Below are 12,192 nucleotides of genomic sequence, written 5' to 3' on the forward strand. Positions count from 1 at the left end.
CCATGACCTCATCACTTTCCTTCGTCCGGTCCGCCCTGCGCACCGACCTCACTTCGTCCCTGGTTGTCTTCCTCGTCGCCGTGCGTGGGCGTCGCCGTCGCTTCTAGGGTTCCGGCCGAACTCGGCCTGATCACCGGCATTGTCGGCGGCCTGGTCACGGGGCTGCTGCCCGGCAGCAGTCTGCAGGTCAGCGCCCGGCCGACGGCCCGACGGTGCTGGTCTTCACCGCCGTCAAGAACTACGGCCTGCCCCCTCTGGACATCATCGCCCTTGTCAGCGGGCTGCTCCAACTGGCTCTCGGTGCACTGCGGCTTGGCCGTTTCTTCCGGGCCATCTGGCTGTCCGTGGTGCACGGCATGCTCGCTGGCAACGGTCTGGTGCTGATCGCCGGACAGGTCTACGCGCTCACCGATCTGAAGGCACCGGGCAGTGGCATCTCGAACATCGTGGGTCTGCCCGGACTGGTGGCCGACGTCCTCGGCTCGGGCACGGCCCTGACCACCGTCGGCATCGGCGCCGGGACCGTCGCGGTCATGTCGCTGTGGAAGAAGCTGCCGGCAAAGGCGCAGTCGCTGCCGGGGCCGCTGATCGAGGTCGGCGCGGCGACCCCCGCCACCGCCGTGCTCGACCTGCTCATTGCCCGGGTGGAGGTCAGCGGCTTGGTGAAGGCGATCCAGCCGCCCGGCGGGAGCGCCCTCGGACAGCTGGCCGAGGTCGGGCTGCTGACCATCATCGTTGTTTTCACACTGATCGCCTCCGCCGAGTCGCTGTTCAGCGCTGCGGCGGTGGACCGGCTGCACGACGGCCCGAAGACCGACTACGACAAGGAGTTGATGGCCCAGGGGGCGGGCAACACCCTGTGCGGCGTATTGGGCGCGCTGCCGATGACCGCGGTGATCGTCCGCAGCGCTGCCAATGTCCAGGAGGGTGCCCGCACCAAGGTCTCCCGTGTCCTGCACGGTGTGTGGCTGCTGCTGTTCGCCGCCCTGCTGCCCGGCACCCTCGGCGTGATCCTGACCGCCGCGCTCGCCGGCGTGCTCATCCATGCCGGCTACAAGCTGCTGCCGGTCGAGGGAGCTGCGGCCGCTGTGGCGTGAACACCGTGGCGAGGCCGTGGTGCTGATGAGCACGGCGGTGGCGATCCTGGGCACCAACATGTTCGAGGGCGTCCTGATCGGGCTGCTGCTGGCGGTGGTGAAGGCGGCTTGGGAGACCCCGCACATTCACATCGACGTTGTCGACACGAGCGCGGACGCGGTACGGGTGCGGATCCACGGGCATGCGACCTTCCTGCGTCTGCGGCGCATCCTTGAAACCCTGGAGCTGCCCACCGATCGGCCGGTCGAGCTGAACCTCGCCGGAGTGCGGCACCTCGATCACCCCTGCATGAGTGCCCTGCAGCACTGGGCGGACCAGCACAACGCACGCCCCGTGCAACCCGGAGGCTCGCACCTCGGTACAGGGCACGGGTCCGTGGGGCGGCGTTGCGGCGGCCCCACGGACTTGCGGTGACCGACACGGTGAACATCCACCGCTGTTCGCCCGTATCCCTTGTCGTAGTCGTACGCCTGGCCGCTGGTGCGGACAGAAAGAGCCCGGATACGGAGAGGCACGTGCCCCAGCAACCCGAGCAGTCGGAACAACCGCAGCAAGGACGCACCGGCCGTAACCTCACCACGGCCCGCCGGATGCGCGACGTCGTACTCGCTGCCACCCTGGTTCTCCTGGCCACGGCCTGCAGCAATGGCGGCGAGGACGAGCCTTCGGCGAACAGTGCCCCGCCGAAGATGGCCGCCGCCCCCGCCGCTGGCGCGGTGGCACCGGCGAAGGTGGAGGTGATCGCCAATCTGACCGGCTGCAAGGCCAATATCCGCACCGAAGCGGAAGAACTGCGCGAGGGCTTGTGCCACACGAAGCAGGGCGACTACCTCATCACCACTTTCCCCGAGAAGAAGTACCAGCAGATCTGGCTGGAGACGGCCAACATGTACGGAGGCAGGTACCTCGTCGGTACGCGCTGGGTGGTCGCCGCGAAACCGAAGATGCTCGAGCAGTTCCGCTCCAAACTCGGCGGGACCATCCAGCAGATGCGGGGCATGGGCCCGGCGGCCCCGACCCCGAGCGCGTCGTAGCGGCGGCCCCGTCCCCCGCCACCGCACGGGTTACGCCCGCCATGTACGCCCACCCATCCGGAGGCTCCCTCATGCCCACGGCATCACGCCGGACCAGGACTCCGCTGACCGCCCTGCTCCTGGCCGGCGTCGTGCTGGCCCTCCTCCTCGGCGGCGCCGGACCCGCTTCCGCCCACGCCATCCTGACCAGGTCCGACCCGGCCGACGTCTCCGTCCTCAAAACCGCCCCGGAGCAGATCACACTCACCTTCAACGAAGACGTCAGCCTCGCCGGCGGCTCCCTGCGCGTCCTGTCCCCGAAGAGCTTGCGAGTCGATCGTGGACCGGTCACGCATGCCGGCGAGAAAGCGGACACCGCCCAGGTGATGCTCCAGGACAAGCTGCCCGAGGGCACCTACACGGTGTCCTGGCGGGTCGTCTCCTCCGACAGCCACTCGATCTCGGGAGCCTTCACCTTCTCCATCGGCCGGCCCTCCGCCGCCGCCTCGGTGCCGACGGCGTCCTCGGAGAACACCGCCGCATCCCGTCCCTACGGCTTCTTTCGCTACGTCGCCTACGGTGGTCTCGCCCTGCTCATCGGCGTGGCCCTGTTCACCCTCGTCTGCTGGCCGGGCGGTGCGGCACTTCGTCCCCTCCGCAGGCTGCTGCTGACCGGCTGGACAGCGCTGTTCGCCTCCACGATTCTTCTGTTGTTGCTGCGCGGACCGTATGAGACCGGCAAGGGCCTCACCGCGGTGTTCGACCTGTCGCTGCTGGGCCGGACCTTCACGGGCAGAGCGGGTCTGGCTCTGGGGGCACGGCTGGTGCTGCTCGCGGCAGCAGGGGGACTCCTCGTCCTGTGCGCGACCCGGCTCCGTCGCGAAGCCCAAGAGCCTCCGCGCCTTCCGGCCACCGAGGCCAAGGCCGGTCAGCTCGTCGGGAAGCCGCAGTTCAGCGTCGGTGTACGAGCTGCGGGTACGCTGCTCGCCGTGGGCCTGGCCGTCACCTGGGCCGCCGCCGAGCACGCCTCCGCCGGTATCCAGGTCCCGCTCGCCATCCCCGTCTCCGTATTGCACCTGCTCGCCATGGCGGTCTGGTTGGGCGGACTGATCGCGTTGGCCGTCGCCCTCTTTTGGGCACCCGCCGAAACGGCGATCCCGGCCGCGGCGGTCACGCGCTTCTCCCGGCTGGCCTTCGCAGCGGTCGTCGTCCTGGTCGTCACAGGCGTCTACCAGTCCTGGCGGCAGGTCGGCTCCTTCGAGGCGCTGTCCACCACCGACTACGGCAGGCTCCTCGTCCTCAAAACCATCGCCGTCATCTCCGTGCTGATCGCGGCCTCCTTCTCCCGACAGTGGACCGCCCAGCTCGTGCACCAGCGACTGCCGGAACCTCCGTCGGCAGCCGCGCACCAGCGCGTACACGTGACGCGGACCGTCGGCGTTGGCGCCTCCGTAAGCCGAGACACGGGCCAGGTCACGGACGACACCGCCGGACCGACGGCTCCGAGCCGTCCGGCCGACGGCCCCGGCCCGTCCGGCTCCCCGTCCGATTCCGACCACCACCGGCGCGGCCTGCGCCGCTCGGTCACCGTCGAGGCCATTCTCGGAGTCGTGGTCCTGGCGCTCACGACGCTGCTCACCGGCACCCAACCCAGTCGCGCCGCCGTCCAGAGCGCCGCCTCGGCGGCCGCAGCCCAGGAACCCAGGGCGCGGGTGGTCGTGATCCCCTTCGACGTCGGTGCCCCCGCGGGATATGGCAAAGTGCAGATCACCTTCGCGCCTGGACGCGTCGGCGACAGCACGGTGGAGGCCCTGGTCTACGGGGCCGACGGAGGCGTCACCGCGGTGCCCGAACTCCGTGTCACGCTCACTCACCAGGCCGAGCGGATCGGCCCGCTGGATGCGAAACTCGTCGACCGAGGGGGCTATTGGTCCGCCGACCGCATGCGGCTTCCCTCTCCCGGTACCTGGACCGTGCGTGTCACCGTGCGCATCACCGACATCGACCAGGTCACCGTCAGCAAGAACATGACCATCAAACCGCCACTGCTCTGACCGACCACACAGCCACGCTCGCCGGCTCAACCGCGTCCCGGGCGGAACATCCTCCGTCAGCGAAGCGGAACACCGGCGCTGACATACCGCCGACAGCGATCCCGAACATCAGGATGCTGTGGCTGGGGCGGCCGCCGATCGCAGAGAATCCGCGCGGCAGCGGATCGAACGGAACGGGCACGTGCCATGGCGGTCTCTTCTCACCTGGCTACCGCTACGAGGCCGATCAGCCTGAAGGCGTTCGGGCGCACCACGGCTCGTCCGCCCGACTGTCTGTGGGGCGGACGAGCCGCCGCCCCACAGACAGACACGGCAGCCTGGGGTCAGCTGGGCGACGAGGTGGAGCGTCGCTTCAGCAGCCACCACGCGCCGCCACCCAGGGCGAGCAGTGCCACGACGATCCCTCCGATGATCAGGCCCGTCGAGCTGCTGTCGTCCTCCTCGGCGGCTTTGGTGTCGGTGTCGGAGCCTGCGGCTGCGACGTCCGACTCGGTGGCCGACGGGGTCGGGCTCGGGGCCGCACTGTCACTGGGGCTCTCGCTGGGGCTGGGGCTCGCCGGCTTGGCGCCCGGAGCTGCGGCCTCCAACTTCAGGAGTGGAGCGGGCTGTGCGGGCTTCGCGCCCCCGCTGGGCAGTTCGATCCAGCGGGACACCTCGCCGTCGCTGTAAGTCTCGACGGTCTTGAACGCAATCTCTTGCGCGTCCGGGAGCTGCCTGACCTTGATCTTGTGCTCGGCGTCGACACCGGCCTTCAGTGAGGGGCCGGCGACGGTGTACCCATCATTGGTGGCCTTCAGCTTCCAGCCCTTGGGAGCCTCTTCGAGGGTGACGTCGGAGGGTGCGATGCCCTTGGGAAGAACGACACGCAGTTCGCTGAAGCCCGCGGAGGCGGACTCGGCCTCGGAAACGAAGCTCAGGGTGACGTTCTCCGCCAGAGCCTGCGGACGGTCGGCCTCGACCTCCGCATGCGCGGCCGCCGGCGCGGCCAGGGCGAGTGTGGCGGTCAGCGCGACGGCACCGGCGAGTACGAAACGTCGGCCGGCACGCGCCAGTGGACGGGTTGACTTGGGCACAGGGGGACTCCTTGCTGATGCGGGAAGATTCGGCCCCGCGGTGCCGGGGCCGGGTGGTTACCGAAGGGTCCTCCCGCCGCGGTGGGCCCCTGCGCACCACCGCGTGCTTCAGTACTTCCTCCCACGCCGGTGCTGCCACCGGGAAGAGCCCATGGACTCCCCGGCCGGGCAGCCCGGGCAGTTTCGGCTCCGGATCGGCGACAGGTCGTGGCAGCGTTTGGGCCAGTGTGGCCACGGCGGCCCTGGCCAACGTGCGCAGCGTGCCGAGTGCGGCCGTCATCCGCGCGTCCGCCCGGTGCAGCAGCCAGGCCACCACCAGCGCGGCGACCGTGTGGACGACCATCATCGGCACTTGCGCGTGATGCCAGGCGTGCCCGTCCCCCGGCGCGGCCGCCAAATGCCCGGCGTGCATCGCGTGCTCCGGCATCGCCGCCGGTGGGTCACCGTCTGCGGAGGACAGCGCGAGATGCAGCACGCACTGCATCGCCAGCGTGACCGCGACGGTCGCAGCAGGTACGTAGCGGCGACGGGCGAGGGGCCAGACCGCCGCGAACTGAAACACGACGAGCCCGCCCACAAGCCGCCACGGCACAGCTGTCTCAGCGATCGCGTGGTGCCCGAAGATTGCGAGCACGGTGCCGAGCACGGCGAACAGGCCGGCCCGCGCGCACGCTCCCGCACGGCTGGCCCGGCCTGCTCCGGCACGCTCCTCGCGCCCGGTCGCGTGATCAGGTGGCACGGTCGCCCATCATCTCCTAGCGGCCGGCCGCCCGTACGAGAAACCGCCGTACGACGCCCAGACGTCCAGGCCGCGTCCTCACGGCCGTGGACCGAGCGCCTTGGCCAGCAACTCGGGCGTACGGGTGGACAGGTAGAGGTAGGGCGTGGGGTCGTCGGGATCGAGGACCTCGACGCGCACCGCGCCGGGGACGAAACTGCGCATCACCATGAAGGCCCGCAGATCGGCCTTGTAGGTCCGCCAGGCCCGCGCGTCCTCTCCGTGGAGGGCCTCCGGCTGCCCGAGGGCCACCAGAGGGATGCGGGCGTCGGCCACGAACAGCATGTCGGCGGTGACCCGGATCCGTGTCGAGCCTTGTGCACTGACGTACATCCCGGCCAGGCAGGTGCCGACGGCCAGACCGATCAGTGCGGCGACGAGGCCGTAGGGAAAGAAGACCAGGGCCAGGGCAATGCCGAAGAACACGGCTATACCCCACCAGGCTTTCGGGGCGGTCAGACGTTCGTCGTAGACGAGCCGGTTGTCGGGGGTCACGGGCGATCACCTTGTCGTATACGTCGGAAGGGGCGGGGCTGTTCACAGGGGCAGGAAGGAGCTGGCGCGCGGGACGTACTGAAGGGTTGCGCCTGTCTCGATCTCGTGGAACCAGGCGTGCAGGTGCAAGGACCGGTCGGCGAGCCGGTGCACCACGCTTGGATGGTTGCTGAGCGCGTCGAGCTGGGCGAGCACGTGCCAGTGCCCCGCGGCGGTGAGGTCTCCGGTCAGCGGGGTCAACCCCTCGCCGGGGCCGTCGATGCCGGCCGCGGTCAGGTGGTCGTGCAGGGCCGCCGTGACGACCTCGCAGTACGAATGACCGCAGACGATGATGTCCGAGACGACCAGCTCGTCGACCGCGTACTCGATCGTCCGGGACTCACCGGTCGGCCCCTCCGGGTCGTAGGGAGGGATCACCCCGCCATATGTGCGCAGTTCGAAGAGGTCGCCGGGGCGGGCGGCCGTGATGAGAGCCGGTACGACGCGCGCGTCGGAGCAGGAGATGAACATCGCCCGCGGCTGCTGGGACTGTGCAGGTGCGCCCAGGCTCACGTCGTGGGCCGCCGCGCGGGCGGGGAAGACGCGCGCCTGGTCGATCAGGTACTGCATGGTGTGGGACTCTCTGTCCCCCGGCGGGGCTGCCGCCGGGACGAAGACGAAGGGGACCGACGCGTCCGGCGGTCATCCTCGCGTCGTACCCCTCAGGGCAGACTCGGACCGCAGAGCGGCATCGGCCGGAAAACGACGAACGGACTGCGCCCGTGCCTGGGGGGAGCCCTGCCCTCGTGCAACCGCACGAGCAGCGCCGACACCCTCGGTGCGCTGCTCTCGGGAAACGTGATCTGTGGGCCGGAACCATGACGGCCGCGCAGCAGCGGCCACAGGAACACGAGCAGGCGTTGTACGACCGTCAGCAGCGACCTGCTCTGCCACAGAAGCCGCTCGCCCAGGCCGAGCAGGCGGACAGCGAGCAACAGAGTCACCAGATGTCCGGCCATCAGTACGCCGGCCGGCGGACCGGCCACCGCGTCATGCTCGATCAGCCGCGCCAGACCGCCGCCAGGCTTGTCCGCGGCGACCGCCGCGCAGGCCCCGGGCAGCGAGTAGGCCGTGTGGTAGGCCAGCTGCGTGGCCGCGAACACGGCCAGCAACTGGGCGTCCGTCAGCTTGTGCCGGGTCAATACCGCGGCGCCTGGCACGGCTACCGCCGCCGTCCCGGCCACGATGATCCACCGGGGCGCATGGCACTGCGCCAGTACGTGTCCGGCGAGCGGCAGCAGCACACACAGCACCGCCAAGGCACCCGCCCGAAGCCCGCGCAGCACGCCGGACGCCGGGGAGGCGGCTCCTTGCGGGCGGTGCGGTCGCATCAGGATCGGGCTTTCAGGAGCCCGTCCGGAGTGGACGGGGAGGCGGGCTGCGGGCACGGGGGTCCCGTATGCCCTGGCAGGGTACCGACCTCCCGACCGACAGTTCACGACAGGGTGGCACTCGCGAGGGTGCCGCCGCAGCCTTATCCCTGTCCGACGCGTTTGCGCGGGTCAGGAGGCCTCTTATCGGACATGACAACGGTCACCGATGCAGCCTTTGATGATGGGAGCAAGCGTGCGTTTCACTGCGGGCAAGGCATCCGTCGCGAGGGGGAAGGCGTAGGCATGAAGCTTCGCTGAGTAAGCCCGGGGCGCGGTGTCGGGATTGCTCCCGGTCCGTTTCCCCGGACTTCTCGCCGAACCGGACATGCGCCTCTCAGCGCATCCGGCTCTCCACGGAGACTGTCGTGGGCTGGATCGTTGGCCATGGGCTGGGGATCTTCGCTCCTCGCCAGCGGTAGCGGGTGACCGCGACCGTCTGGAGATCGAAGAGGTCGGTCCCGTCCGCCGAGATCGGCCGCTAGTGCCCTTGCGGGGTGACGAACCGGCGGCGGATGTCCTTCCACGTCCAGTGGTGCCGGACCTTGAGCATCCTGATCAGCCGCCACCAAACGAAGTGGGCGAGCGCGCTGAACTGGTTCTTGGCGACGGCATGCTGGAAGTAGGCGGACCAGCCGCGCAGGATCTGGTTGATCCTGCGGAGCACGGACTGTAGATCCTGTTGCGACTGCCTGCGGGTCAAGGCCCGGATCTTCGCCTTCAGCTGCCGGATGGGACGTTGGCTGATGAAGGTGTAGACGTGCCATTTCTCCGTCCCCTTCTTGCGGCGCCACTGGATGTGGAACCCCAGGAAGTCGATTCCGTCGGCCAGGTTCGTGATCTGGGTCTTTGCCTCGGAGAGGTTCAGACCCAGAGGTTTCAGCACCCGGCTGACGTCCTCGCGGACTGCTTCGGTGTCCTGACGGGTGCCGTTGACCAGGACGACGAAGTCGTCCGCGTAACGGACCAGCCGCCAGTTCGGCAGTCCTCGGCGACGCCGATACCCGCGTTCCCAGGCGAGCGACATCGCTCCGCCCGGCTTCCACGGCCCCATCAGATGCTCATCGAGCACTGAGAGAGCGATGTTGGCCAGCAACCGGGGAGAGGATGCCGCCCTGCGGTGTCCCGGTCATGGTCCCCTTGTTCTCGCCGAGTTCGGTCAGAATCCCGGCCTTGAGGAATGCCTTGACCAGGCCCAGGACGCGTTTGTCCTTCACCCGGTGTCGCACGCGGTCCAGCAGGGCCGTGTGGTCGATCCGGTCGAAGCACGCCTCGATATCCGCGTCCAGCACCCAGCGATACTGCTTGGTGCCGAAGTGGTGGATCTCGGCGATCGCGTCCCAGGCCCGCCGCCCGGGCCGGAAGCCGTAGGAAACCGGCGTGAAGTCGGTCTCGAAGATCGGCTCCAGTACGAGTTTCAGCGCGGCCTGCACGATCCGGTCCGCCACCGTCGGAATCCCGAGGGCGCGGACCTTCCCCGACCCGCCCGGCTTGGGGATCTTGCGTTCCCTGACCGGGAGAGGCCGGAACGAGCCGTCCTTGAGGGCGACACGCAGATCGTGCAGGAACCCGGGCACCCCGGTGTACTCCTCGATGTCGGCGACGGTCAGGCCGTCGACGCCGGGAGTGCGGGAGCCCTTGTTGCCCGCGACCCGCTCGAATGCCACGATCAGCGTCGCCGGGTCGTGCACGAGGTTGAACAGGTCGTCGAACCGGCGGCCGGGATCGGCCGCCGCCCAACGGTGCAGCTTGGCCTGCATCTCCGATACCCGCTTCCGGGGACCGACGGTCCCGGTGGGCGGAGCGCTGCCGTTCGGCGGCGCGTCTTTCGGCATTGCAGCCTCCTTGTTGCTCGTCTTCCGCTGCCGCCGCAGGGTAGGCCGCCGGCGAGGTGTCCGCTGATGCGGACCCTTTTCCGACGACCCCCCACCGAACCGGGCATGCGACTTATCACCGCACCCGGCTCTCCAGCGTCGATTCCATCGATTCCTGCCGAACGGAAGGTCCGCTGTGGATTCCGCTGTGACAGTCACGGCAGACGATCAGGGTCTTGCGGCGGCGTGATGCCATCTGCTTTGCCCAGTCAGGCTGTTGAGCCTGACTCCCGGGGCGGAGGTCACTCAGACGTCGAATGTGGTGCACTTTGACTTCTATTTGCGCCTTGCAGAGTTCGCAACGGCCGGACATGAGCCGGTCGATGAGTTCTGCGGGACGCTTCCTCCATACCACCGGAAGCTCGTCTTTGAGGGTTACCCTCGTGGTCCTTCGTGCCAGCGAGACTCCGCCCCAACGGGCGACCAGCGGCTTCTTTCCATTGCCGCGTTCGACTTTGACCTGGAGGCCCCTTCGGGGGCCAGCAGGTGTCTGCCAGGTGGCACGGTAGCGATTCCAGACCTTGTTGACGCTGATCTTGTTCTTATGCCCCAGCGTCTTGGTCAGGGAGCGTTCCGTAATCCACCTCAGCAGGCCGAGGCGGTGCCGGTTGTAGGCCAGCTGGTAATACTCCGCGAGGCCCCGGAACTCTGACTGAAACCGCGTGACGATCCGGAAGTCCGAGTCGTGCACGCGCTCCAGCAGGGCGGCCGGTTTGCCGCGGCGCATGTAAGGTCTGCATTTTCCGCGCACGACGTCCATTGGCACTTTCAGGCCGATCTGCCCGTTGATAGAGCGATGACCGTTCCGATCGCGCTTGGCGTCGTCGTGCAGGACCACGATTTCGTAGCCGAGGAAGCAAGCGGCCTGTGTCCGCCCGTGGGTAATCAAGGTCTTCGGCTCGGAGAGCTCCAGCTTCAACCGGTTACGCAGGAACTTCCCGATCTTCTCCTTGATGTACTCGGCTTCCCGTCGCGTCCCGGAGAACCCCAGCAGCCAATCGTCCGCGTAACGGACGTAGTGCAGCCGCCGGAAGCCCGGATCATTGGGATCGTGGGAGGGGAGCCGTTGCAGTTGACGACGCAGCTGCCGTGCTTCCTCCCGCTGTCCGCGCTTCTCCAGTTTCCAGGTGGCCTTGTGTATCCGCATATACGGCAGATACGGCTTGCGGCCGGCCCCCTGGTTGAAGACGGGTAAGAGTGTTGTCTCGACGTACTTGTCCAACCGATCCAGGTAGATATTGGAGAGTAAGGGGCTCAGAATACCCCCTTGTGGCGCACCACTCAGTGTTTCGTGATAACGCCATTCCTCCAGGTACCCGGCCTGGAGAAGTCCGTCGATCAGCCGCAGGAAGCGACTGTCGTGAATGTTCTCGGCCAGGATGGAGTGCAAGACTCCGTGATCCAGCCGATCAAAACACTGGGAGATGTCTCCCTCGACGAACCAGGTGACACTACGCCACGTCTCAGATATCTCCGTGAGCGCAGTGTGACATCCCTTTCCTGGCCTGAAGCCGTGAGAGCGGTCGGAGAACTGCGGCTCGTAATACGCTTCCAGCAGGGAGCGAATCACTTCTTGCAGCAGCTTGTCCGACCACGAAGGCAGACCTAGAGGCCGACGCTTCGCGGGTGATCCCTTCTTGTCGATGTATACGCGTCGCACCGGGGTCCATCGATATCGCTCATACCGCAGCGCATCGATGATCGTCTGAATCTTCTTCAGACTCATACCGTCCACGGTCTCCTGGGTGGAGCCGGGCGTCATAGAGCCGTCGTTGCGATAGATTTTCCCGTAGGCCCGCAAGTACAGCTCCGGGTTGAACAAATGCCGGTACAGCCTCTCCAGGGGCAATCCTCTCTTGCCGCGTTCATGGATGATCTCCATCAGGGCTTCGGCTCTCTGCATTACGCGTACCTTGCCTCTCCGGATATCGTGGACACCTGTGCCACTTGGCCCTGTAAGCGGCTCTCCCGCTCTCCCTGGTGGGGCATTACTCCCACGACTACTACTGGCACTCCGTCACCGTAGGGCTCGCGCCCCTTAGGTGATCCCGAATTCCTCTTGCATTGGACGTATCGAGCGTGACGTAGGCGGCCTGTCCGTTCCCTTGAGTGAGCTCGTTACCCACCGTCCACCAGCCGGAAGGGTTGGGGCGAAGCAAAGGGGATTCGCCTGATGCTGATGGCTCCGCTCCGGGCGTTGTATGTCGGAGGATGCACATTTCCATCCCTGGGAACTTGGCTTCAAACAGTCTGGTCTTCGCCATATCACACGGACTTTGCGCGGCAGCGCCATAAACGCCTTCACAACGCTCCACGCTTTCCCGCCATGCTGTTGTCCCCTCGCGCTTTCGCGTCCAGGTAAGGCGGGTAGTCCAGAGGTTTCTCCTTCCGAACCTCT

Annotated in this window: 10 protein-coding genes and 1 pseudogene; 4 read left to right on the forward strand and 7 right to left on the reverse strand. The window is 67.6% G+C overall.

Annotated elements, in window-relative coordinates; genetic code table 11:
* Nucleotides 1-2: 2 nt before the first annotated feature.
* The 3 genes and pseudogenes from ABZ078_RS22395 (at nt 3) to ABZ078_RS22405 (ending at nt 4,165) form a co-directional block, all read left to right on the forward strand.
* Nucleotides 3-1,512, forward strand: a pseudogene (locus ABZ078_RS22395) (SulP family inorganic anion transporter).
* A gap of 176 nt (nt 1,513-1,688) precedes the next feature.
* On the forward strand, nt 1,689-2,132 hold the full coding sequence (locus ABZ078_RS22400; protein ID WP_356577808.1) for a hypothetical protein: 444 nt from the start codon (nt 1,689-1,691) through the stop codon (nt 2,130-2,132).
* Nucleotides 2,133-2,203: 71 nt separating this feature from the next.
* A complete protein-coding gene (locus tag ABZ078_RS22405; RefSeq protein WP_356577712.1) occupies nt 2,204-4,165 on the forward strand; it encodes a copper resistance protein CopC in 1,962 nt (653 codons plus the stop codon).
* A gap of 323 nt (nt 4,166-4,488) precedes the next feature.
* Here the strand turns inward: ABZ078_RS22405 and ABZ078_RS22410 are convergent, their stop codons facing one another.
* Nucleotides 4,489-5,238 carry a DUF1775 domain-containing protein gene (locus ABZ078_RS22410; protein WP_356577714.1) on the reverse strand — a complete coding sequence of 250 codons (750 nt, stop codon included), beginning with the start codon at nt 5,236-5,238 and terminating at the stop codon, nt 4,489-4,491.
* A 227-nt stretch (nt 5,239-5,465) separates the two neighbouring features.
* Between ABZ078_RS22410 and ABZ078_RS22415 the strand changes: the two genes are divergently transcribed.
* Nucleotides 5,466-5,600: a hypothetical protein gene (locus ABZ078_RS22415; RefSeq protein ID WP_275404711.1), complete on the forward strand. Its 135-nt coding sequence runs from the start codon at nt 5,466-5,468 to the stop codon at nt 5,598-5,600.
* Between the two features lie 455 nt (nt 5,601-6,055).
* Here ABZ078_RS22415 and ABZ078_RS22420 read toward each other — a convergent pair whose 3' ends face one another.
* The 6 genes from ABZ078_RS22420 to ABZ078_RS22445 form a co-directional block, all read right to left on the reverse strand.
* Nucleotides 6,056-6,511: a DUF3093 domain-containing protein gene (locus tag ABZ078_RS22420; protein WP_356577716.1), complete on the reverse strand. Its 456-nt coding sequence runs from the start codon at nt 6,509-6,511 to the stop codon at nt 6,056-6,058.
* A gap of 42 nt (nt 6,512-6,553) precedes the next feature.
* Complete coding sequence (locus ABZ078_RS22425) at nt 6,554-7,120, reverse strand: carbonic anhydrase (RefSeq protein ID WP_356577718.1); 567 nt, start codon at nt 7,118-7,120, stop codon at nt 6,554-6,556.
* A gap of 92 nt (nt 7,121-7,212) precedes the next feature.
* Complete coding sequence (locus ABZ078_RS22430) at nt 7,213-7,881, reverse strand: hypothetical protein (protein WP_356577719.1); 669 nt, start codon at nt 7,879-7,881, stop codon at nt 7,213-7,215.
* 520 nt (nt 7,882-8,401) lie between these two features.
* Nucleotides 8,402-8,992 carry a group II intron maturase-specific domain-containing protein gene (locus tag ABZ078_RS22435; protein WP_356577721.1) on the reverse strand — a complete coding sequence of 197 codons (591 nt, stop codon included), beginning with the start codon at nt 8,990-8,992 and terminating at the stop codon, nt 8,402-8,404.
* On the reverse strand, nt 8,982-9,755 hold the full coding sequence (locus tag ABZ078_RS22440) for a reverse transcriptase domain-containing protein (protein WP_356577723.1): 774 nt from the start codon (nt 9,753-9,755) through the stop codon (nt 8,982-8,984). The genes ABZ078_RS22435 and ABZ078_RS22440 overlap by 11 nt, the downstream gene beginning before the upstream one ends.
* A 115-nt stretch (nt 9,756-9,870) precedes the next feature.
* Nucleotides 9,871-11,697 (reverse strand): reverse transcriptase domain-containing protein, encoded by a 1,827-nt coding sequence (locus ABZ078_RS22445; RefSeq protein ID WP_356577725.1) that lies wholly within the window; start codon nt 11,695-11,697, stop codon nt 9,871-9,873.
* Between the last annotated feature and the right edge of the window lie 495 nt (nt 11,698-12,192).

It is taken from the genome of Streptomyces sp. NPDC006385 (assembly GCF_040612485.1).
Taxonomy (GTDB): domain Bacteria; phylum Actinomycetota; class Actinomycetes; order Streptomycetales; family Streptomycetaceae; genus Streptomyces.